Annotated in this window: 13 protein-coding genes; 2 read left to right on the top strand and 11 right to left on the bottom strand. The window is 44.0% G+C overall.

The genetic code is table 11. The features are described from left to right. Positions 1-268: 268 nt before the first annotated feature. Positions 269-3,934 (top strand): PAS domain S-box protein, encoded by a 3,666-nt coding sequence (locus QUA90_RS22960; RefSeq protein WP_333329139.1) that lies wholly within the window; start codon positions 269-271, stop codon positions 3,932-3,934. A gap of 285 nt (positions 3,935-4,219) precedes the next feature. On the opposite strand, the gene QUA90_RS22965 is transcribed toward QUA90_RS22960, so the two are convergent. Beyond that, complete coding sequence (locus QUA90_RS22965) at positions 4,220-5,323, bottom strand: site-2 protease family protein (RefSeq protein WP_333329142.1); 1,104 nt, start codon at positions 5,321-5,323, stop codon at positions 4,220-4,222. A 634-nt stretch (positions 5,324-5,957) separates the two neighbouring features. On the opposite strand from QUA90_RS22965, the gene QUA90_RS22970 reads away from it, so the two are divergent. Then, positions 5,958-7,034: a DUF3616 domain-containing protein gene (locus QUA90_RS22970; RefSeq protein WP_333329145.1), complete on the top strand. Its 1,077-nt coding sequence runs from the start codon at positions 5,958-5,960 to the stop codon at positions 7,032-7,034. Positions 7,035-7,174: 140 nt separating this feature from the next. Here QUA90_RS22970 and QUA90_RS22975 read toward each other — a convergent pair whose 3' ends face one another. The 10 genes from QUA90_RS22975 to QUA90_RS23020 form a co-directional block, all read right to left on the bottom strand. Beyond that, complete coding sequence (locus QUA90_RS22975) at positions 7,175-8,812, bottom strand: AAA family ATPase (RefSeq protein WP_333447913.1); 1,638 nt, start codon at positions 8,810-8,812, stop codon at positions 7,175-7,177. Between the two features lie 188 nt (positions 8,813-9,000). Then, positions 9,001-9,285, bottom strand: a complete 285-nt coding sequence (locus QUA90_RS22980; RefSeq protein ID WP_333447915.1) for a DUF2470 domain-containing protein — start codon at positions 9,283-9,285, stop codon at positions 9,001-9,003. A 194-nt stretch (positions 9,286-9,479) separates the two neighbouring features. Then, positions 9,480-10,844, bottom strand: a complete 1,365-nt coding sequence (locus tag QUA90_RS22985; RefSeq protein WP_333447917.1) for a WD40 repeat domain-containing protein — start codon at positions 10,842-10,844, stop codon at positions 9,480-9,482. Between the two features lie 102 nt (positions 10,845-10,946). Next, positions 10,947-11,525 carry a ferric reductase-like transmembrane domain-containing protein gene (locus QUA90_RS22990; RefSeq protein WP_333447919.1) on the bottom strand — a complete coding sequence of 193 codons (579 nt, stop codon included), beginning with the start codon at positions 11,523-11,525 and terminating at the stop codon, positions 10,947-10,949. 273 nt (positions 11,526-11,798) lie between these two features. Beyond that, positions 11,799-13,967 carry a flotillin family protein gene (locus tag QUA90_RS22995; RefSeq protein ID WP_333447921.1) on the bottom strand — a complete coding sequence of 723 codons (2,169 nt, stop codon included), beginning with the start codon at positions 13,965-13,967 and terminating at the stop codon, positions 11,799-11,801. 244 nt (positions 13,968-14,211) lie between these two features. Next, complete coding sequence (locus QUA90_RS23000) at positions 14,212-14,841, bottom strand: response regulator transcription factor (RefSeq protein ID WP_333329211.1); 630 nt, start codon at positions 14,839-14,841, stop codon at positions 14,212-14,214. Between the two features lie 186 nt (positions 14,842-15,027). Further along, complete coding sequence (locus QUA90_RS23005; protein ID WP_333447923.1) at positions 15,028-16,059, bottom strand: response regulator; 1,032 nt, start codon at positions 16,057-16,059, stop codon at positions 15,028-15,030. After that, positions 16,056-22,538: an AAA family ATPase gene (locus QUA90_RS23010; RefSeq protein ID WP_333447924.1), complete on the bottom strand. Its 6,483-nt coding sequence runs from the start codon at positions 22,536-22,538 to the stop codon at positions 16,056-16,058. Before QUA90_RS23010 ends, QUA90_RS23005 begins: the two co-directional genes overlap by 4 nt. 180 nt (positions 22,539-22,718) lie before the next feature. After that, positions 22,719-23,111 carry a hypothetical protein gene (locus tag QUA90_RS23015; protein ID WP_333447926.1) on the bottom strand — a complete coding sequence of 131 codons (393 nt, stop codon included), beginning with the start codon at positions 23,109-23,111 and terminating at the stop codon, positions 22,719-22,721. A 145-nt stretch (positions 23,112-23,256) separates the two neighbouring features. Further along, positions 23,257-23,637 (bottom strand): CVNH domain-containing protein, encoded by a 381-nt coding sequence (locus QUA90_RS23020; protein WP_333447927.1) that lies wholly within the window; start codon positions 23,635-23,637, stop codon positions 23,257-23,259. Positions 23,638-24,111 lie beyond the last annotated feature (474 nt).

Below are 24,111 nucleotides of genomic sequence, written 5' to 3' on the forward strand. Positions count from 1 at the left end.
AGGTATTCTCAGCTAACAGTGCGTCATACCCGTTGAAAACAAGAGTGCAACTGTAGCGAAGCTCGAAAGCAAGAGCTTCATCATTCATTCGGAATTATTTAATCTAAAATCTAAAATCTAAAATCTAAAATTGTATAAGTCTCGTGCTTGCTCCTGATTTGTGTCTGTATGCGAGGGGTTTTGAGGGCAAGGAAACACCTCGATCGCCCGTGAGTGAAATTACAGGCTGGAACAGTTAAAGTGTTAGGGAGCAATTAGTCATCAGCCTATGCCGTTGCCCCGATTCGCGAGTAAAACTTCTCAACACCAAACAAAAATCTCCCTGCGTCGCCTTCTAGTTGCCTCTTTTGTGCTGCAAATTGTCGCCGTAGTCGGGATTGTCGGGTATCTGTCCTTTCGCAACGGAGACAAAGCAGTCGAAGAACTCGCCGATAAATTGATCGCGGAGACGGGAAAGAGAGTTGAAGAAAAGCTGATTTCTTTTCTCGAACCTACCCAGTGGGTAAATAAACTTAACGCTGAAGCGATCGAGCGCGGTGAATTAAACTTACAGTTAGAAAAGCCGCAGCCTCGGGGAGAGAAGTTCCTTTGGCAGCAAATGCGATCTTTTAAAAGCATTCAATGGATATCCTTCGGTGCTGCAAAATCAGGAGAATATCTCGGCATTTGGCGCAACCCCACGGATAACAGCTTGCAAATTGTCGCGGCGAACAAGTCTAGCAAGTCTCAGAACATATACTACGCTACAGACGGCCTAGGAACTCGCACCGCTAAATTAAAGGTAGAACCCGGAACCTACGATGCCCGTCTCCGCCCCTGGTACAAAGAAGCTGTCGCAGCTAACAAACCGATTTGGACGAGCATTTATCCAGGTTTTACTCCTGGGACTGTTTTTATTGCTGCCAGCCAACCGATTCGCGATCGAAATGGTAAATTGCTGGGAGTTAGTGCAGTAAACTTTTCGCTCTTGGAACTTCAGCAATATCTCCATCGCATCAAGTTTAGCAAAACGGGACAAATTTTCGCGATCGAACGATCGGGCTTGCTGGTTGCCAGTTCGAGTCAAGAATCACCCTTTAGAAAGATGTCGGGAAAGCAGCAACTGCAGCGGGTGAATGTTTTAGACAGCCAAACTCCTGTCATTCGCACCGCAGCTAAATATTTGTACCAACACTTCGGGGGCTTTGGCGACATTAAGCAGCGGCAGCAACTGAAATTTAGCCGAGACGGGCAGGAATATTTTGTGGAAGTGCTGCCGTTTTCTGATGTTTACGGTTTGAACTGGCTGATTGCGATCGCAGTTCCCGAATCCGATTTCATGGGGCAAATTAACAAAAATACGCGCACTACAATTTTACTTTGTTTGGTGGCGCTACTGCTATCGACAATTGCTGGAGTGCTGACAGCGAGGTGGGTAACGCTGCCGCTGCTGCGGCTCAACGAAGCAGCTAAAGATATTGCCGCCAGAGACTTCGATCGCGCTGTTAGTGTCAGTAGGCTGGAGGAAGTCGGCGAATTAGCCGAGTCTTTCAACGAAATGGCAGCTCAACTGAAACAGTCTTTTCAAGCTTTGGCAGAAAGTGAAGAAAAATTTGCCCAACTGGTAGAAAATTTGCCTGTTGGAGTCTCGGCGATGACTCCGGGCGGCGCAGTTATTTTCATGAATTCGGCGGGTGAGCAGATATTGGGTAGGGGAGAAATGCCCGATGCTACTGCAACAGAGCTAGCAGAAGCTTATCAAACTTATATAACAGGAACCGATCAACTTTACCCGGCCGATCAAATGCCGTTTGCACGGGCGTTGAGTGGCTTCGAGGTGATTGCGGAAGATATGGATATTCGCCGAGACGGGAAAAATATTCGTTTGGAAGTGCGAGCACTGCCGGTGTTTGACGGTGCGGGGAATATCCTTTATGTTCTTACTGTTTTTAAAGATATTACGGCTCGCAAACAGGCAGAGCAAATATTGGCTGACTACAACCGTACTCTGGAAATTGAAGTAGTCGATCGCACGATCGAGCTAGCCTCGATCAATGCCCGCTTGCAGCTCGAAATTGAGGAACGCAAGCAAGCTGAAAAAATTATCCGTCAAGAGCGCGACTTTAACTTAAAGATTATCGAAAATTCTCCGATTTTTTTTGTGGCGATCGACTCTGAGGGTAAAATCCTGCTGGCGAATAACAGTATCCTGGAAGCGGTGGGCTATACTGCCACAGAAGTTGTAGGCAAGGATTACTTAGCGACATTTGTACCCCCAAGCGATCGAGCCGGATTACATTCAATTTTTACGGGCGTAACAGCGCGGGAGCAAACGGTTAACGAACATCGCATTCTCACTTCTGACGATCGGACTTTGTTAGTCGAGTGGCACGGCACACCGGTTCTCGACGAAGGTGGCCGCCTGGATTTCTTGTTTGGATTTGGGATTGATATTGGCGAGCGCAAACAAGCACAATTAGCCTTGCAAAAAAGCGAAGCTCTGTTTCACAAATTAGCGAGCACTGTTCCCGGAGAACTTTACATATTCGTGCAGCATCCCGACGGCTCAGTCAAGATGGAATATATCAGTCCTCGATGCCGAGAAATTCAAGAATTAGAGCCGGAGGAAATCCTGAACAACTCTGCTTTACTCTACGAACAAATGCACCCGGACGATCGATCCAGTCACTTCGAGGCAATTGTCAAAAGTGCCACTGATCTAGAACTATTTTCCCACGAGTGGCGGATTGTGACAGCATCGGGAAAACTCAAATGGCTGCAAGGTTATTCTCGACCAGAATTGCGCGAAAATGGAGATATTGTCTGGCACGGCATAATCATTGATACGAGCGATCGCAAACAAGCAGAACAAGAACTCAAACAAGCCAAAGAAGCCGCAGAAGTTGCCAACAAAACTAAAAGCATCTTTCTCGCCAACATGAGCCACGAATTGCGAACCCCCCTCAACGCCATTCTCGGCTTCGCTCAATTAATGGAACCCAGCGCTAATTTAACTTTGCCGGAAAAAGAAAATATCACAATTATTCGCCGCAGCGGAGAGCACCTGCTTCAGGTGATCAATCAAATCTTAGACTTATCTAAAATTGAAGCTGGGCGCATGACACTCAACGCCAAACTTTTTGACTTGTACCGCTTGCTGGGGGACGTGCAAAATATGTTCCAAATTCCGGCAAAAAATAAAGGATTGCAATTAATTATTGACTGCTCTCCCGATGTTTCCCAATACGTGGAATGTGATGATATTAAGTTGCGACAAGTGCTGATTAATTTATTAGATAATGCGGTTAAATTTACCGAAACTGGTTCAATTTCAGTCACAGTAGGGCAAAAGCAATCAGGAATAATTAAGCCTACAACAAACGCTGTTTTAAATGTTGGAAAACCTCAAAAAACAGTTTTTATTTGCTTTGAAATCTCCGATACAGGAGTGGGAATTCCCCCGGAACAATTAGAAAGCATATTTGAATTATTGGTGCAAACTTCATCCGAAAAGAAAGTTCAAACAGGTACGGGTTTAGGATTAAACATCAGCCGCGAGTTCATAAGATTAATGGGCGGCGACATTACCGTCGAGAGCGAAGTGGGACACGGTACAGTCTTCAAGTTTGACATTCCAGTTGTTATCGCAGCGGGTGCTGGTGAAGTCATCAATAAATATGTTGAAGTTAATGATTTATCGAAGAGTTCAAGTATGGTACAAGAAAAACTATCTGATAGTGCTGCAATATTTACGCTGAACTCCAAGCCGAAAGTTTCCCCAGAATGGACGATCAATCTAAAACAGGCAGTTCGTGAGGCTGACTTCGACTTGATTGCCACAACTATTGAGGAAATCGGCAGCGATAATGATGTTTTTGCGGAAGTTCTGAGGAATCATCTATATAATTTTGATTATCAAAAAATACTAGATTTGATTGCTGAAATTGAGCTGTAGATTGCTGAGTTTTCGGGTGCGGCTAAGCTCACCTTATCTATAAACTAGCTGTTCTGCATTGATGCTCCCAGAACAGTTATTTGAGCGACTGCCACAATAGTCATGATAGGGCATAAAATCCTCGCTCAGATGCTCAATACACTCCGATAATTATCATGCTTGATTTGCTGCTAATAATTGAGTGTTTGACTTGACTTTTTTCAAGCTAGAGTTAACCCCCCCGATCGCCCTTTTGGTAAGGGAAATCGAGGGGGTTAACTGTTATTTGTCAAGTATCTGAGGATATCAAGCAGGGTTGGCTTCGGCTCGTCTTTGTAACAGGCGGGCAATTTCAGCTTTTTCTACAAGTCCTACGAGAACGCCGTTTTCGCGAATGACGGGGAGTTCTTGTACTTTGAGTTGTTCTAGGAGGGTGACGACTTCGAGGAGGGATAATTCCGGTTTGACGGTGGTGGAAAATTCGATCGGCTTCAGGAGTTCTTTGACGAAAACTTGGGGCCAAGTTCCGGTAGGAATGGTTTTGAGGTCGTCTAGGTCGATCGCCCCTACCAATTGTCCGGCATCATCTGTTGCCAGGAACCTGCGCCAGGTTTGAGTGCTACCGATCACGTAGTTGTTGGCAAATTCTCTGAGGGACAAGTCTTGGGAGACGATCGGACTTTCGGGGGTAACAGCATCTGCGGCTGTCAGGCCTGCCAGTTGATTTTGGACTGTGGCATATTGGGCAGATTGACCGGCATTTTGTAGTAAGAACCAACCGATTACTAGATTCCAAATGTTGCCGAATACGCCTGTAGCAATGGCAATCCAACCAATTATTTGACCGACGCGGCTAGCAAAAATTACACCTTTGTAAGGGTTGCCAGTAATTTTCCAGACAATTGCTTTGAGGATGTTGCCGCCGTCGAGGGGCAAACCGGGAATTAAGTTAAATAAGGCTAAAACTAAGTTGATGGAAGCTAAAAGTCCGACGATGGCCGCTGCGGGGCCTGTGAGACCAGCACCGATGCCGATCGCTGTTAACAAACCGGATAACAATAAGCTGACCAACGGGCCTGCAATGGCTACCCAAAATGCTTCTGCGGGGGTTTTAGATTCTCTTTCTAAATTAGCCAGTCCGCCAAACAGAAATAGCGAAATCGATTTCACGCCAATTCCCTGTTTAATGGCTACCCAACTGTGTCCTAATTCGTGGGCTAAGACGGAAGCAAATAACAGTAACGCTGTGAATAATCCCAGCATCCAGGGCGCTACGGGGCCCAACGTGGGGAACAGGGCAGCTAGTGCACCGCCGTACTGCCAGGTTACTAAACCCAGAACTAAAAACCAAGATGCGTTGACAAAGAAGGGAATCCCAAACAGGTTGCCGACGCGAAATGTACCGTTCATAATGGCTACCTCTGATTTTACGAATGAGAGGTTTTTCTCTCTGTCTCCTTATCGTAACGAAACGTAACGGCGATGTTAATGCTTCCATTAGGGTGTTATCCGTCTGTGGAGGTTCGGTTTGCGGAATAATCACCGGTGACTGCGGTTGGGGCCGCCTGGGGTGAAAAATCCCTATCTGAAAGCGGAATCCCTCGCTATCAGGCATGAGGAGGATATTTTTTTAATTTTATGTTTTAGTTTTGAGTCGGTTTTAACTAAAATGTTGCACTTCTTTCATGAACAGGCAAGATGCCTGTTCCACGACAGATGAATTTTCTTTTTGCACCTCTGTCATGAACAGGCAAGATGCCTGTTCCACAACAGATGAATTTTCTTTCTTGTGGGGTGGGTACGCGAACAGGCAAGATGCCTGTTCCACAAAAATTAAATTTTCTTGTGGGGAGTAGGGGTTGGGCTTCTAGCCCGCCCATAAAAGCTTTATTGAGAATGGTGCAACATCTCAGTTTTAACTGAATGCAAGCTTTGAGACGGAAAATTAATTCCCGGCGGACTATTACACCTGTAGCAAGATATCAGTTTCAAGCAGCTTTAGCTATAATGACTGACCATAACAATACTTTTGATTCTAATAATTATGCCAGAATCCTTTTTGCTCGGCCGGCTGATGCTGCAATTAAACAGCGAAGCGGCTGATATTATTACAGACTTATCCGCTGTTGCTTTAACTCCCGATGGCAATTTGTGGGTGGGTTCCGATGAAACGACTTCGATCGAGCGTTTGTCACCTGTAGCGCCTCATATTTTTGGAGAACATCAAAAATTTGCGATCGCGGATTTTATCGATCTACCTGGAAAATCCGAAATCGATATCGAAGGAATGGATTTCAGCGGCGATTATCTGTGGCTGATGGGTTCTCACAGCACAAAACGCAAAAAAACTAAAGGCAAAGACGCAGACAAAGACATTGAAAGATTAGCACAAATCGAGACTGAGGTCAACCGCTATTTGCTGGCGCGCATTCCTATGAAAGACGGGATTTTGTGCGAGTCAATTTCCCCTTCAAACAATCCCGAAACCCAACTGAAAGCGGGATGTCTTCAGCGGACAGAAACAGGCAATTTGCTGACAGATGCGCTCAAAGATGACAGCCACATCGGCTTGTATTTATCTGTGCCGATTCCGAGTAAAGAAAATGGCTTTGATATTGAAGGGTTGGCGGTGCGCGGAAATCGCATTTTGCTCGGTTTGCGGGGGCCGGTGCTGCGGGGTTGGGCGATAATTTTAGAGATAGAAGTTGAAGAGGCCCAAGCGGGAGTTTTAAGGCTTAAGGAAATTGGGGAAGGAGGGAAATTGTACAACAAACATTTTGTTGATTTGAACGGTTTGGGCGTGCGAGAATTGTGCTGGAACGGGGAAGATTTGATTGTTTTAGCCGGGCCGACGATGACTCTATCTGGGGCGACGAGGGTTTTTCGGTTAAAGGGGATTTTAGGGCGATCGGGCGACAGTATTACTGGGCAAGATGGGGGAGATTTGGAGGTATTGTTTGACTTGCCTTTTAAAGTGGGTACGGACAATGCTGAAGGGTTGAGCCTGTTTCCGTATTTGGGGGAGCAGAATTCGCTGTTAGTGGTTTACGATTCGCCGGATGCGGGGAGAATGGTTGAGGAAAGTGCTATTCTTGCTGATGTTTTTAAATTAGGTTCGTAGTAGTATGGTGCGTCATAACGGGAGATATTTGGGATAATTAATCAGCCATGAAGTGACGCACCATGCGATTAGGAAGATGCGTCAGGTGTAATTGTTTCGAGAATTAATTAGACATTAACTGACGCACCCTAGAAATTAAGTTAATTGTCGATCGCATCCCTTCGCCGCTGGCTGTAGCGTTTCAATTCATCAATTAAGTGAGTATCGTTAGATGCAGTTCTCGCGCCCGCTTCCGCCGCCCAGCGCTTCAAATCTTCAATTTGCGATCGCGCGATCGCAGCTAAAGGTACTGTATCCTCGATCGACCTCAAAATATCCTCGGTCATCAAATCCCGGCGCTGTCCGTTGACAAAAGTGCCAAAGGCTCGATACAATCCATCTATTACGACTTGTTCAATTTCTGCACCGCTAAAATTCTCAGCGCACTTCGCCAAAACTGCCAAATCAAACTCGCGCAATCTAGTCGGCCGCAAACGCTGCAAATGCACTTTAAAAATATCTTGCCTTTCCGATTCTGAGGGCAAATTTAAAAAGAAAATTTCATCAAACCTGCCTTTTCTGAGCAACTCTGCCGGCAAAATCCTGACGTTATTTGCAGTGGCGACAATAAACACCGGACTGGTTTTTTCCTGCATCCAAGTAATCAAACTGCCGAATACCCGGCGCGAAGTTCCCGAATCGCCGTCGCCACCGCTGATAATGTTGCCGAAGGCTTTATCTATTTCATCGATCCACAAAACGCAAGGTGCGATCGCCTCTGCTAATTGTATCATTTGCCTGACGCGGCTTTCGCTTTCCCCGACCACGCCGCCAAACAATCTCCCAGTATCCAATCGCAACAGTGGCAAACGCCATTCTGAGGCTATTGTTTTCGCAGATAAAGATTTGCCAGTGCCTTGAATTCCTACTAACAAAACTCCTTTCGGATTCGGTATGCCGTAGCGACGCGCTTCGTCAGTAAAAGCATCTTGCCGCATCTTTACCCACTGTTTCAAATTCTCCAAGCCGCCCACACTTTTTAGGGATTCTCTGGAGTTAAAAAACTCTAAAATGCCCGTTTGTCGAATTGCTTGCTGTTTTTCCTCCAAAACTCCGTCAATATCTGACTCGTTAATTTGCTGTTTGGCGGCCAAAGCTTTAGCCAAAACCCGCCCGATTCTAGCACGACTCAAACCCTGACAAGCTTTAACCAACTGTTCCCTTGCTAAACCGCTAACTTGCAACTGTTGCGGCTTTTCCACAACGTGGGAAATTAAACTGTCGATTTCTTGGACGTTGGGCAAAGGAAAATCAATTACTGTTACTTCTTCTTTCAATTCCTCCGGCAATTCCAGCGTATGAGAAGTAAGAACTATAGTTTTTTTGCTACGCTTCAATTCCCGCGTTAAATTCCGCAATTCCCGCACTACCGCCGCATTTTTTTCGGTGTATGGATATTTCAAAATAGGGTGCAAATCCCGCAGTACAAATATGGTATATTCTTCAACAGCGGTTTTGCTGACGCGATCGAGCGCCGCCATTACCGAACCTTTCCCAGAACCGTTATCCTCCCAGCCCCGCACAAGATCCCAGAACAACACCCGGCGCGCGGGAGTTACTTGCAGCGCTACTTGGGCAATTACGGCTTCGACCGGTTCTTCCTCCGCGCCAACAATGTACAGCAGGGAATAGCGGGCGCGAATCATCAAATCTAATCGCTTTACCAGTGCCTCGAAATGGTTATTTTTACTGCCCTTGACGACATCTAATTCTTTGGGGTTTGGGTAATTTTCTGTCATTTTAGTGGAAATTTTAGAGTAAAATTAAACTTTATTAAATATTTTTTTGGCAGTACGGACTTTAGTCTTTAAAAAAACTTAACCTAACTAAAGGTTTTCACTAAGGACTTGAGTCGTTAACAACTATTTAACCAGACTAAAGTTCGTACTGCAAACGTTAAAATTATAACAGAATAGTAGGCAATTGACTACTTAGCAACTTTTCGAGCTTGTTTCACCATATCAATGAGAGTGTGGTGAGCATCTTCGGCGTCTTTTAAAGTGCGATCGAAATTTACTCTGACGGGCACTGTTTCGTCGTTGACTTTAGCGGTTAAATCCATGCCGTTGGCATCAATAGCGAGCATTTGAGCTTCCGTTGCCTCTGGTTTGCCGCCAAATGCTTGAGCGTACAGCACTACAGCACTAGCGTGGTCTTCGTTCATGTGAGCGCAGATGCGGTCGCTAATCTCAGTGGAAAACTGTTCGGACATGGGGAGATTCCTCAGATGCTATATCGATCGATTGTACTGCGATCGGTACAAAGATTTCAAGAGCGATGAATTACCTCAAGAGTTATGAGTGAGAGAAAAGGAGGAATAAGCAAGAACCAGAAGACAATTACATCGAGTCTTTCAGTAATTAATTAACTCCTAATTAAACCTAATTAGCGAGATAATTAGTAAGATTAATTCCACCCTTGCCACGGGTTAACTTCAAGCACCCCAGAGGGTTTGAACACTACCTGAAATTGACTAAAAAGCTTTGGTTTACGAGCAGCTTTACGAGAGGAAGGAAGAGAAGTTTCTGGGAGAAAATCAACCGCTTCGTGGTTTAGTGGCTGATAATCTATAATTGCCCCTTCTTCATTCACGGTAACGCGATAAACTAATGAAGTGTTGAAGGTGGGAGTCGAGCGCCAATTGTTGTCAATTTGGTCGTAAAGTTTCCGGTTCAACTGTGCCATTTCACCGGGCGAGATAATTTCCGAAGGTGTTGCCTCTACCTCTGGCGCTGGAGAGTTAACCTGAGTCGCAAGCGGGACAGGTACAGGCCAAAGCTTAATAGTTTCATCTCCGCTGCCGCTGGCTAAGACAGTAGCTTGAGGACTAAAAGCGACTGACCAAACTGGCTTAGAATGAGCCGCAAAATTTGTCATAAGTTCACCTGTGTTAAAGTTCCACAGCTTGATAGTTGTGTCGTAGCTGCCACTAGCTAAAGCCTGTCCATCCTGGCTAAAAGCAACTGAGAGCACCGGGCCGGAATGCCCTGTTAATGTATGCAGAACTTTTCCATTTGTAAACTGCCACAGCTTAACAGTTTTATCCGCACTGCCACTCGCTAAAGTTTTGCCGTCAGGACTAAAAGCAACTGATTCCACCGACCCGGAATGCCCCGTCAGCGTGTAATTGCCGCCATCATCAAGCCACCAAATCTTGATAGTTCCATTCTCGCTGCCGGTTGCTAAAATTTTACTGTCCGGACTAAAACCGACAGATTTAATCCAGTCTGTATCTGGAAGTGTGCGGAGTAGTTTCCCATCGGAAAAATTCCACACTTTTACAGTTTTGTCGGTACTTCCAGAAGCGAGTAACTTTCCATCAGGACTGATACTTATTGCCTTGACATCATCCGCATGACCTTTCAACGTATTGATGAGTATGCCAGTTTTGAGGTTCCACAATTTAATCCGGTTATCCCAACTCCCGCTAGCCAGAAGATTGCCGTCAGGACTAATGGCGAGGGATTCAATTGCATCGGTATGTGCTTTTAAGGTGTAAAGTAATTTGCCGGTTTGCAAGTTCCAGATTTTGATAATGCCGCCATAACTCCCGCTGGCTAAAGTTTTGCCGTCTTGACTGAGTGCGATCGCATAAATCCACCCTGAATTATCTTTAAAACTGCGAGAATATTGAGTGAACAGCCCCGATTTAAACTGCGATACAGTTGTTTTCAATTCCGCAAAATACCTATAGAAGCCGATGCCAGCCGCAGTTACAACCGCTGTTAATGTCAAGGCTAAAGTTTTCCATTTAACTGCTTTTGATATCATAAACATGACCTCCAAAACTCAGTTTGTGTAAAATAAACTTCCCGATTTCAATTCCACAAAATTATCGCGGAGGTTTCGGCTGCATTCTCACTGGGAGAAATCCTATCCAACACTTTTATTTAGCACTGTTACTTTGTCGGCGGTTGGCTGATGTTTTTGTGGTCTAGATTGGCGCTGAATCCAGGTGCGACAGAGGAATAAAACTATTATGGCGGTTATAGCTGCAATTCCAACAGGCGTTAAATATGTCCAGTGATCGGCCATTTTATCCCAGATATGCCAGGTTACTAAAAACATAGCAAGGTAAGTGAGACTCTGCAATTTTTTCCAATTTTTCTTGAGCCTTTTCACACTCCAATCGTTAGAGGTGAGAGCCAAAAGAGTAAAAATAATGAATGTGGCTACTCCCTGGAAGTAAACAAAATAAGTTTTGATATCAAAGATATCAAAGTTTCTTTGTTTGAAAAATATGAATCCGTGAGCTACAGCTAAAAAGAAAGAGAGGAGACCAATGAAACGGCGATATTTCAGCAGCCATTTCGGAAAGCCAGTTGTTTTTGTGAGAGGGAAAACAATTATCAAATTTGTGGGAAGCAGTGTGAGAATATAGGCTGTTAAGGCAGCGAATCCCAGGAGACTCGCATGAGAAAATGTATCTAAATTTATCGTTGAAAATTGCATAACTTACCCTCAGTGCTAAGTAGCTAAACTCCAATTGAAGCTAGGCTAGCCTTTTGAAATTGCAATGTCAATTAAGTTTTAAGCTTATAACACTCATTCGCAAAGAGAGCTGGTTAAAAGTTGAATTTTTAGCTATAAAAAAAGGTCAGAATTAGCTGACCTTGGGTTGAGGAGATTACCTGAACTTTTGGCTAGGTATCGCGCCAAACTACAAACGGGTAAGACGCCCTTTCAATAACAGAGGACTGAATTTCTGGCTACAAACGGCACAGCCTAACTAAAAGATCGATCGTCAAATGGCAATTCATCAAACAGCGAATCAATATCAGACTCTGCAACACCCTCAGACTTCGCAACGGTTGACTTTGCTGAATGCACCTTTGCTACTGGTAACTTTGTCGCAGATTCCAAAACAGTCGGCTCGGATTTCTGTAACTTAACTACAGGTAATTCTCCTCCATTTTCTCCATTTTTGCTCGTTTGATTCCACATCATCATCCCCAGCAAACCATCAACCAAACCGCCACCGCTACCGTTGCCTGTTACCGCAACATCCGGCACAACTCGCACGTTGCGATCGCCTATAATTTGCATTAACTGCAAAGCCGTATAACCGGAACCTCCCAAAGCCACAACACCCGCGCGATAAGCTTCAGCTTGAGCATTTCCCTTGACCCGAATCGACTCAGCTTCACCTTGAGCTTGTTTAACCTGAGAATTCGCTTTTAACTCAGAAATCTTCACGCCTTGTTCCGATTTCACCATCTCTTGTTGAATCTCAGCCAGCGCCGTTTCCCGCACCAATTGTTGCCGCTGAGTTTGTGCTAATTGCTGCACCTCATAAGTCTTGCACTGTTCCTCAGCAATTTTGCGATCTGTTTGAGTTTGCATCAACTCTGCAGGCGGCAAAATATCCCCGATTAAAGTATCAATTGCCTGCACGTCGTAGGTACGCAAAGCTGCTTTGATATACTCGGCTGCTTCCGCTTGCCTGCCGCTTCTTGCCGAGAGAAAATCTAATACAGAATAAGCTTGAGCAGAATTGCGGAAATAATTGCCAATTGTAGGCTGCAAAACATGGTCAACTAAATTCTGCATCGAACCGACGCGAGAGATAACTTTCGGAGCATCCAAAGCGCCAACATGAATAATCTGAGCTACTTCTAAATCAAAGGCAAAGCCGTCTTGAGAACGCACGGTTAAAGACGAAAGTTGAGAGTCGTAACTGTGCCTTTCTGTTTTACCAGACCAATTCAATACTATATTAGTAGTCGGCACTAACTCTACTTTCAAAATGCGAGTATTCAGCGGATGTTTCCCCGGATAAAGGGGAGTCACCCACACCCCTTTGTTTCCGACATTTACTAAATTTCCGTGAGTGAAAGCAGCACCACTCACATCTTCTGAGGTTTTGCCGACATAAGAAATAACCGCGCCGACATAGCCGATCGGGATTTCGGTCATCGGCACTTGGTCAACCCCGACAAACCAAGGATTTAAGTTCCACGAGCCGGAAAGCAAAACCTGTTCCTGCAAACCGCGTCGCCCGCCAGCGGTGATAAATTTTTGCGCGTTTTGGAAGTTGTCGTGATTCGGAATAATTGGCCCTGCAATTTCGCCATCTTGGATCGGAACGCCGTCATAAGTTGTCACAACTCCCACTTTATCGGGAGCAATTTTGTACAGTTTCAACTGTTCCGCTGTCATCCCGTGTTTGGGAGCATTAGCTGCTGTAATTACCGTAAATAATGCCGTATTTATTCGATAGCTGCCCCCCGTCAGAATGCCGAGTTGGCGACCTTTTTCTCCACCGCTTTTAAGAAATTTGCGAGCATCTTGAAAATTGTCGCATTCTGTGATTTTGCCGAGGATGCGCTGCGGCGGAATCGACTCGCCGGCGGCGGCGATAATTAAAGCAATTTCACCTTGGGGAACTACAGTTAGAGACTCTTTGCGAACGTTGTACTGCAAAGGCCAATAACCCCAGTGCCAACCGGGGGGCAAAGTATCAGCTTGATATCCAGCTTCTCCGTTTAAGGCAATTAAATCTCCGGGCGGTAAAGACTTGCCGCCGAAGCTAAACTTTTTACTGACAATTCCGACTTCGCGAGCGCCAATTACTACCAATCCGCCAAAAAATAATGGCAGCACCAGAATAATTATCATACCGCCGATCGCGATCGGGATAAATCCGCCCGGATCGAGCTGCATTGTCTGCACGGGAACAGTGCTGCGTAACTGCCCTAGCTGCAAGCTAGAATCAGGTTTTGCTGCTAGCTGAGTCGAGGTTTGATTTGCGGGGGGGATATGGCTAGCCGCTAATACCGACGAGGGTTTCACACTGGTTATTGCACTAAGAGCTAAAGACGCCGAAATAGCGGCTGCAAACTGTTTTAAAACGCGGGCTTTGACTTGAGACTTGGACAAAAATGAATAAAGCATTTTTTTTTAGGTGGGCTAATTTGTCCTAGGAGTTCCAGCTTAGCCTTACTAAAAAGTTTTTACATAAAACTTAAGATATTATGTATCATTATGTGTCGTCATAATAGTCATATAGCAATCCTTGCAGGAGTCGTAAACTTTTTACCCCACCCCAACCCTCCCTTTATCAAGGGGAGTCCGTAAGAAATTCACAAATGATGTAGGATTGCTATATTTAGCAGTAAAAAAAATACTCCTCATTAAACTACAGGCTGACAATCCCCCGTTTTAATGCGGAAATCGCGGCCTGCGTGCGATCGCTAACTCCCATTTTGCTCAAAATATTGTTGATGTGAAACTTGACGGTGCTTTCACTGATGTGCAAAACTTCACTAATCTCGTTGTTGCTTTTACCCGCGACTATGAGGCGGATGACTTCTAATTCGCGAGCGCTCAATTCAGGCCCACTCAAGCGATCGGCTAACTTAACACCCACTGCCAGCGGAATGTACTTTTTACCCTCAAAAACAGCCCGAATTGCTGCTAAAAGCTCCTCTGGTTCCGCATCCTTAAGCAGATAGCCCTTAGCACCAGCTTGCAATCCGCGATAGATGTTTTCATCGCCATCATAAGTCGTCAGCACCACAATCCGGGCACTGGAAAACTCCCCACAAATCGCAGTAATGGCCGCGACTCCATCCCTCACCGGCATCCGCAAATCCATCAGCGTTACATCGGGCTGATGTTCGCGGAACATTGTCACAGCTTCCTGCCCGTTGCTGGCTTGCGCCACAACTTTAACATCTGATTCCTGCTCCAGCAGCGCCACTAAACCTTGCCGCACAATATAATGATCGTCGGCAATTAAAATGCGAATAATATTTGATTGGTTAATCATGTTTACCCTGTTAATTTTATCAAAAAAAACTGAACATCTCACTACCAACTTACTATGTATAGCCATCCTAAATCATTTGTGAATTTCTTACTCCCTCCCCGATGCCTTGGGGAGGGTTGGGGTGCGGTAAAAAATTTACGACTTATTTAGGATTGCTATATGGTGCGAAATGTGCACCTTACTTTACTGGCGATTAACTGAAACTATAACTTCTGTTCCGTTTCCAGGGCTGCTGTTTACTGTTAGCTGCGCGTTAATGCGATCGGCGCGTTCTCTCATCCCCAATAAACCAAAGCCATTCCTAAAACCGAAACTTTCCGTATCAAATCCCTGTCCGTTGTCTTGCACCCGCAAAAAAAACTTGGATATTTCGTAAACCAACTCAATTTTTATCGCCGTAGCTTTGGCATATTTGAAAGCATTTGTTAATGCTTCCTGCCCGATCCGCAACAGGTTATTTTCTACCTCTAATGGTAGGGAATATGCCGTGCCAACCACTTCAAAAGTAGTGCGCGTATCAGTATCTGATGACATTTGTTTAGCAATTTGGTTGAGAGCGCTATACAAATCGCCATCTTCTAACAGTTGCGGGCGCAAAGATTCTACGGATCGCCGCGCTTCAGCAAGTCCAGAGCGAGCCAGTTCGCAGACTGTTTTCATGTGTACTTGTGCTTGTTCTGGATTTGCTACTATTACCCGTTCAGCAGATCCCAAATGTATGATAATGCCTGCAAAAGTTTGCGCTAAAGTGTCGTGAATTTCCCGCGCCATGCGGTTGCGCTCTTCTAAAATATTTTGGTCTAGGAGTTGTTTAGACATCCTTCTCAGACGCAATTGATTTTCGACGCGCACTAAAACTTCTTGTTGTTGAAAAGGTTTTGTAATGTAGTCTATTCCGCCCACAGAAAATGCTTTTACCTTATCGAAAACTTCTTGCAAAGCGCTGATAAAAATTATTGGGATATTTTGAGTTTCAGGAGTAGCTTTGAGCTGCTGGCAGACTTCATAGCCATCCATGTGAGACATCATAATATCCAGTAAAATTAAGTCTGGTAAGTTGGCATTGATAAAGTTAAGAGCTAATTTCCCACTGGGAGCCAGGTGAACTTTATACCCAGCAGCCGATAGTATCCCGCTTAAAAGTTTTAAGTTCTCAGGACAATCATCAATAACTAAAATACTTTCTTCGCGGGTAAAACTGAGGTTTTTGTTCATGTCTCATCCCTTAATGTGTGTATTAAATTTAGCAACTGTTCGTACTGAAAATTTTTAATGCAAGCTGCGCTTGCCCTAGCTAAGGGCTGATTGATTTCGCGAATTTGACTGATGACTATTTGCATCTGTTCTAAATCGAGATTGCTAATGGCTTGTTGAAGATTGGCTACTAACTCAGGAGGTAATTCAGAAAAAGCGGTTTTTGTCAATACATTTACTTCATTTTCTGTGAAACTGGGGGCAGCATTTAGTTCTTCAAAAACGAATTGCACCCCGATATGTTTGTGTAGAGCATCAAATATGTTTGCTTCTCTAAATGGTTTGCGAATAAAATCATCGCAGCCGATAGAAAGGACAACGGCTTTCTCTTCCTCAAAACTACTTGCTGTTATAGCAATAATTGCTGTCTGGGGTAGGCACGGGGGCACTACCCCTACAAAATCCTCGTTTTCCGTAGGGGCAATCCCCCTGTGGTTGCCCTCTTTAATTTGTTTGGTGGCTTCATACCCATCCATCACCGGCATCCGCATATCCATAAAGATTAAGTGTGGTGAATATTGCTCCCACTTTTCTATTGCTTCTCTCCCATTTTTGGCTTCGTAGACTTCAAAACCGATCGCGGAAAGCAGTTTAACCAGCAGTTGGCGGTTGTCAAAAGCGTCGTCTGCAACGATAATTCGATAGCGGGGTTGATTCGGTGCGATCGCAATAACTCGTCTGGTTGGCTGTTCCCGTTGGCGATCGGCACTTTCAACTGAATTAACTTTAATGTCAAATTTGAAAATAGTACCGCCTCCCGCACGAGAACTGACTGTCATTTCACCTCCCATTAACTGCACAAAAGAACGTGCGATCGTTAAACCTAATCCTGTTCCTTGTTGCGATTCTTCCCCTGTTTTAGTTTGCACAAAAGCTTCAAATATCTTGTCTAATTCACTAACATCAATTCCCGCTCCCGTGTCTTCTATCTCAAAGCAGATTTGCTGAGCCAAATCCTGATTTTTAATTTTCACATAAATGCCGCCTTCCGATGTGAATTTAATCGCGTTAGAAATGAGGTTAATCAAGATTTGGCGCAATTTTATTTCATCAGTCCGCACATATTGGGGAACGTCTACCATCCGCTCTACTAATAACTGCAATCCCTTCTTTTCTGCCGGAAGTTGGAACATATTTTCGATGTCGTCCAGTAGGCGGTGGAGGTCAAAATTGGTCTCGTTCAGAGTCGTGCGTCCTGCTTCTATTTTGGACAAATCTAATACTTGGTTAATCAGTTCAAGCAAATGTTCTCCGCTGCGGGTGATAATACTCAGGTGTTCTTGCTGTTCCTGCAATAGGTTAGAAGAACGATTCATTAATTGGGAAAAACCCAGAATTGCATTGAGGGGAGTCCGCAATTCGTGGCTCATATTTGCGAGGAATGTGCTTTTTGCTCGGTTGGCTTGTTGTGCCGCGTCTTCGGCTCGTTGTCGCTCGATGATTTCTCGCTGGAGTTCGAGAGTGCGATCGCTCACTTGCTGTTCTAAAGTGCGGTTGTAATCAGCTAAAACTTTTTCGGCTTGTTTGCGATCGGTGATATCTTGAAATGTGGCGATCGCATAATTAATTTTACCTGTTTCATCCACAATTGGTGTGCTGGAAACTTCCAAGGAAACAATCTTATCAGGTCGGTGGAACTCGATATCATCTACTTTGACAGTTTCACCCCCCAAAGAACGCACGATTGGCATTTGTGCGGTGGGATATAACTCGTTAGTTCCCGCGAGATAAAGTTGATAAGTTTCTGCTAATTTCTCAGTATTGGCTTCGGGGATTGTGGGAATGGCGCTTAGTTGATGTGCTGTCTGATTTGCGTAGGTAATTTGTCCGGTGGTGTCATGCACTGTTACCGCGATCGGCATAGCGTCGATAAATTGAGTCAGTCGGTTTTCGCGTTCTTTGACTTCCGCGTAGAGTTTAGCATTGGTAAGTGCGATCGCCGCTTGTCCCGATAACAATTGTAAGACTTCCAGGCGATCGGGCGTAAAAGCTTGTGTAGTGAGGTTATTTTCGAGATAAACAATAGCACTGAGTTGACCTTGATTCATCAAAGCGGCACACAAAATAGACTTAGGCTGACGTGATTTGATGTAAGGATCATTCGTAAAGTTACCTTCACGAGTGGCATCATTTAACACCACATTTTCTTTGGTTCGGGCGACATAATTGATAATTGTTTCTGAAAGTTCCTGGCAATTTTCAACTGGTTCAGATTGCAACACAGTTATGCGTTCGTCATAGATTGCGCCTTTAGCTTCAATCAGCAATTTTGTCTGGTTTTCTAAAATTAAGTACCCTTTTTGAGCGCCGACATTTTCAATCAAAATCTTCATCAATTTGGACAGTAATTTATCCTCTACAATTTCCCCAGCAATTGCCTCGGAAGCTTTCATGACTGTAGCGATATCCAAGGAAGAACTAGAACGGCTACCCGTAGTTGATGTAGTGGTTGAGATTTCTTGATTTTTCTGCTGATTTATCACAAATAACTGGGGATATCGCGTTTCTAAATCTTTAACTTTAGCCGCCGCACCCCAGAGTTGATAGCAGTAACGAGCTTCCTGCATATAAGCTTTAGCTGTTAGTTCTTTACCTATCGATAAATAAAACTTAGCTGCTAGTTCATAAGCAAGGGCGGCTTCCTGGATGTATTCATTTTCTTTGGCTCCTTGAATAGCGCGATCGTAATAGTCTATTGCTTCTAATTTCTGTCCCAAAACCCGACATTTTTCGGCTGCTACTAAATCTACCTTATGCTGATGATTCATAGGGGCATATTTTGCCCAGTGCTGTTGCAGTTCTGTTTGATTTTGTTCCACCTGCTCTAATGCTTCTGATATCTCTTCAGATTCTGGGGTCAACTGTACTAGAATACTCAAAGAATCATAAAAATACAACGGCGGTTCATTAGTCAGTCCAGCAGTAACGATTAAATGGCGTCTGCACTCAACGGCATGGCTTTGAGCTGATTCACTCTCTCCAAACAGATAGCAAAGTATCAGCTTAAATAAATAGAATACAGACACGTGATACATATTATGGGGAGACAACCATTGAGGTAGGAATTCAGATTCTCCGAAAGGTTCTCTAGACAGCGTAGTAGACTGCTCCCTAGCTCCCAATAAACTTGAGATAAATTGCCAAAGAAGCCGACACCCATTAGCTGTTGACACTTGATTCAATTGCATCAAAATCTTGTAGTATGTGCGGGTTTCCTGCTCCAAAGTAACAAGGGGCTGACCGCACCAAAAAGAATTGGCACACCACTGACTTACACTATATCCTGCAACCTCATAATTTCCCACTTCTAGGGCATTTCTATAGCTCTCTTGCATAAGTTTTAATGTTTCTTTGATGTGGGATTGGCGATGTAAAAAATGTAATTGCGTTGCCAGCAAAACGTGCGGTTTTAAAACTTTATCATTCAGTTTACAGGCGACTTGGAGTGCCAAACAACTAAATTTTTTCCCTGTCTCCACATCTTTTAAAAAATTACAAAGAAGTACGCCATACTGCACATAAACTAAGGCTGAAGCCGATGTGTTTCCGTATTGAATGGATAGCTTAACTGACATGGAAACTAATAAGGGAAATAAAGGAGAACCAGATAAGTAAGTCACTGACATGAGACTACTAGCAATCTGCATAATGGCAATTTTTTCGCCATCCGTCATCTGAGGGAGGCGAGCTAAATCTTCAATTTCTCTGTCTCCCATCAGTTCTCCTACCTGTGCAATTCCCTGTTGAATATCATGCGGTGCAGGTTGGTCAGGAAAAATAATACCCAACTGTTGCAAGAATTGTCGAGCAATGACAAGAGCTTTACTCAAGTTATTTCGGAAAATAATTGACTGAACTCTAATTCGGTAAACATTGACCTGTTCTGGTAACGATCGTACCTGGGCAATAACTGTGTCAACGATCTGTTGCATTGTATCAAAGTCACCACAGAGCAAAGCCAATTCAGCCGCTAAGTTATGGAATGATAGAGTCATTTCATATTGTCTAACCCAAGCATTTTCTCCCAGCATTGATAGTCCTGTGCTAGCGTATTCACGGCCCGCTTGATAGGCGGCAGCACTTCTGGCTTTGCGACAGGCAATCAGATTGAGTTGGGCTAATTCATCTCGCTCTGTTTGTGAGGTAATTAAAGCTGTTCCATAATTTAATTGATTGATGATTCCAAAAATGGCATCTTCTCTGGCTTCTGGCGAAGTTTGTTGTAGCAGTATTTTTCCGATTTGATAATGGGTAGCGGGTTTTTGGGTATCGGGGATTAAAGAATAAGCAGCTTGCTGAATTCTGTCATGGACAAACTTGTATTCTACGGATTGGCTACTGGGTAATTTTCCTGCAATTTCTAATTCCACATCTCCCATATTCCCCAGCAACACGACTAAATTTTCTGCTACGGCTGCGTACAAATCATCCGCCGTTTTTCCCACAGATTTTTCGCAAAGTGAGGCGAGGGTTTTCAGGTCGAATTGATTGCCAATGCAGGCTGCTATCTTTAACGTTTCCTGCGTATTATCAGGCAGTCGTTGAATTTTGCCAGCCATCAACTCGACAACATTATCAGTGAATCCCCTCGCTTGAATTTGGTCTAAATCCCATTCCCAACTGAAAGCGAGCGAATCAAATTGTAACAAGCCTTCTGTATAAAGCGATTTGAGAAATTCATTCATAAAGAAAGGATTCCCACCCGTTTTGAAAAAGACTAACTCGGCAAGGGATTTGACTCTTGATTCCGGGCAATTCAGGGCATCGGAAATCAGTTGAGTAACAGAGGATAAATCCAAAGGTGACAGAAAAATGCGATCGACTTTTGCCCCATTTTTGACAATCTCTTCAATTGTTAGCATTAACGGATGACCTGCGGAAACTTCGTTATCCCGATACGCCCCAATTAAAAACAGTCCCGCTGGCGAAGCATTCATCAGCAGTTGCATCAGCTTCAGGGATGCCCCGTCAGCCCACTGCAAATCATCGATAAATATTGTCAGAGGATGTTCGGGTTTGGTAAAAACTTTAATGAAGTTTTGAAACACAAAATTAAAGCGGTTTTCCGCTTCTGCGGCGCCCAATTCTGGCGGCGCAGGTTGCTTGCCGATAATTAATTCAATTTCAGGAATTACATCAATCATGACTTGACCGTTGATTCCCAATGCGTCTAATAATTTTTTCCGCCATTCTTTGAGATTTGCTTCGCTTTCTGCTAACAGTTGTTTGGCTAAATCCTGAAAAGCGTTGACAATGGCGCTGTAGGGAATGTTGCGCTGATATTGGTCAAATTTGCCGGAGATAAAATAACCGCGCTGTTGAGTAATCGGTTTGTATAATTCTTGCACCAAAGCTGATTTGCCGATACCAGAATATCCAGAAATCAGCATCATTGAGCTTGTGGCACAGGCATCTTGCCTGTGATTGCTTGTGGGACAGGCATCTTGCCTGTGACTGCTGACTGTTTCAAAAGCTGTTAGTAAACTATCAATTTCTCGCTCTCTGCCGTAAAGTTTTTGCGGAATTTGAAAGCGGTCAGAAATATCTTGACTTCCTAGGGGAAAAACGGATATATTGTTATTGCTGTGCAGTTGATCCAAACATTCTTCTAAATCCGCTTTAATTCCGATCGCACTTTGATAACGCTCCTCAGCATTTTTCCCCATCAACTTCATCACAATATCGGAAACAATTTGCGGAATTTCGGGATTCACCTGAGATGGAGATAACGGCTGTTTAGCGAGATGACTGTGTACCAATTCCAGCACATCACTGGTGTCAAAAGGCAATTTGTTTGTCAGCAGTTCGTAAAAGGTAGCACCCAGGGAATAAAAATCTGTGCGGTAATCTAAACTTCTATTCATTCTGCCAGTTTGTTCCGGCGACATATAAGCAAGAGTTCCCTCTAAAATGTTGGGATTTTTGATGGTGTAATTCTCCCGCGTTAACTGCGTGGAAATGCCAAAGTCGATAATTTTGAGTTCGCCACTAGCTGGATTGAAGACAATATTTGAAGGGTTAATGTCTTTGTGAATGATGTGGGCGCTGTGAATTTGTTGTAAACTTTCTGTGGTGGCGATCGCAATTCGCAAGAATTCTTCAATACTAAATTTTTGCTGCTGCATCCAAATTTTCAAGGATTCACCGCCAAAATCCTCGACAAACATCACCAGCGTGTTTTGATATGGCTGCAAATCATAGGCTTTTATACAGCCACTCAGCTTCAGAGATTGTGTAATTTTATACTCTGTGCGATAGCGGGCGAGTTCTTGGGGTGTGGGATAATTTTCTTTAAGGATTTTGAGGACGACGGGAAGACTGTCGGGTTGTCGGAATGCTCGGTAAACCAGGGAGTTTGCGCTTTCGTAGATGAGCTCTGTGATTTCAACGCCCGGAAGAGTCAGCATATTCATACCGCTGTCAACTTTGCAGTCGAACATAGCATAAATTTGCTCCCCACACCAGAGGTGCGTGAGCCATCAGTCGATTTTAGATTTTAGATTTTAGTCTGCGACTATTTTTCAGCCAAAACAGGTTTCCGAGTCAATACAGCTTGTTCGATAATGTCAGCGGCGCGCTTGACTCCGCCCGATCGCACTGTATTCAGAATAGTCCGCTAATTAATTTTGAGCTTCCGACTTATTCAAGACACTTATAGCAGAAACAAATACAAGGGTAATAACACCATAAAGTAGTGAATGGCTCAGAAAGCTTTCCCCTCCTAAAAGTGTATCTAAAATCCCTCTAATACCACTCAAACTTACAGCAAATATAGTTAACAAGGTAACAACAAAACCGACTAAGACTTTGAGTTTTCCTTTGACCAGCCAACTGCAATATATGCCAACGAAAAGTGCTCCTAAAAATGTAGCCAAAGGAAAAAAGGGATTTCCCTTAGGGCATCCAGAAGCAAAAGCACAAAGAGATGTACTCAAGACAAAAGTACATAAATTTATAGCAGTACCGACAAAAAAGCTAGTCTTGTTAGGATAGAGTTTCAAAAATTCAAACATAATTGCCCCTAATTTCAGGATTTATTGAGAGTACAGGGTGGCGATTTCCCCCCCTCGCTACAGCTTGCTGAGGAGAGGAAGTTTTGGGGCGTTCCTCGATCGGCTTTACAACCAGACTAAGTAAGCGCTCGCCCAACTACACTAACTAATAGGTTAGGTTGCCATCGTTATTATCAATTCCTAGTAATGTGACAGAAGATGGCTGATTTCCACCGCGGCAATTGGCAGACAGTTCGTCTCCCTTTATGCTGATGCCTGTGCAAGTTCGGTTGAACGTACTTTGTTCCTTAAGATTACCTTGCACGAGTTGTCCATTTTGATTATGAACGCCTTTAATAGTAATGGAAGTGCGCTGAGTCGTACCATTTTTCTTGTTACAAGTTGCATATAATTGAGCGCCATTGATTGAAATGTCCGTGCAACTGGTAGCAAAGGTACTTGCTTTTTGAGCATGGCTTGGCTGCTGAAAGATGGAGAACGATAGTACGATTGAAGCCGATAATCCAGACAATTTAATTAAGTTCATGGTTTTTTTTCTGGTTGGTTTACTATTTTAAGCGTAAGATAACAACCCTAAAAAGTTTCTAGCTTTTAGTTGAGTATGAACTTAGCCAAATAGTCAGCTTGCAACTCAGCGTCTGCGAGGAAAAATCCTAAACTTTTGGCTAGGTGTAGCCCTCAAAAATAGGCTGTTATCGCTTGGAGAAACTCAGGAATCGGACGCATATTTTAGTCATTGCAATAGAGTGTTACCAGTATATAGTTGTATGCGCTCTGGGATACCTAGCCAAAAGTTTAGGTGATCTCCTCAACTAAAGGTTAGTTCAAGCTAGATTTTTTTTATAGCTTCAAAACTCAACTTTGAGCTAGCTACTTTAGCCAGGGAATTTTCTAAACTAAATTTACGCATAGGCCAGCCATAGCCTAGTACAGCTCGGCGTAAATACACAGACTATTAAACAGCCAAGACTTTACCCTTGTATGTCCACTTAAAAGGTTT

Origin of the sequence: Microcoleus sp. D3_18_C4, from assembly GCF_036702355.1 — a bacterium.
GTDB lineage: Bacteria > Cyanobacteriota > Cyanobacteriia > Cyanobacteriales > Microcoleaceae > Microcoleus.

Bases quoted from the DNA above. Each gene is read 5' to 3' on its own strand.
- QUA90_RS22980 (WP_333447915.1), bottom strand. From the start codon at position 9,285: ATGTCCGAACAGTTTTCCACTGAGATTAGCGACCGCATCTGCGCTCAC.
- QUA90_RS23010 (WP_333447924.1), bottom strand. From the start codon at position 22,538: ATGTTCGACTGCAAAGTTGACAGCGGTATGAATATGCTGACTCTTCCG.
- QUA90_RS22985 (WP_333447917.1), bottom strand. From the start codon at position 10,844: ATGATATCAAAAGCAGTTAAATGGAAAACTTTAGCCTTGACATTAACA.
- QUA90_RS22960 (WP_333329139.1), top strand. From the start codon at position 269: ATGCCGTTGCCCCGATTCGCGAGTAAAACTTCTCAACACCAAACAAAA.
- QUA90_RS23005 (WP_333447923.1), bottom strand. From the start codon at position 16,059: ATGAACAAAAACCTCAGTTTTACCCGCGAAGAAAGTATTTTAGTTATT.
- QUA90_RS22975 (WP_333447913.1), bottom strand. From the start codon at position 8,812: ATGACAGAAAATTACCCAAACCCCAAAGAATTAGATGTCGTCAAGGGC.
- QUA90_RS22995 (WP_333447921.1), bottom strand. From the start codon at position 13,967: ATGCTTTATTCATTTTTGTCCAAGTCTCAAGTCAAAGCCCGCGTTTTA.
- QUA90_RS23020 (WP_333447927.1), bottom strand. From the start codon at position 23,637: ATGAACTTAATTAAATTGTCTGGATTATCGGCTTCAATCGTACTATCG.
- QUA90_RS22990 (WP_333447919.1), bottom strand. From the start codon at position 11,525: ATGCAATTTTCAACGATAAATTTAGATACATTTTCTCATGCGAGTCTC.
- QUA90_RS22965 (WP_333329142.1), bottom strand. From the start codon at position 5,323: ATGAACGGTACATTTCGCGTCGGCAACCTGTTTGGGATTCCCTTCTTT.
- QUA90_RS22970 (WP_333329145.1), top strand. From the start codon at position 5,958: ATGCCAGAATCCTTTTTGCTCGGCCGGCTGATGCTGCAATTAAACAGC.
- QUA90_RS23015 (WP_333447926.1), bottom strand. From the start codon at position 23,111: ATGTTTGAATTTTTGAAACTCTATCCTAACAAGACTAGCTTTTTTGTC.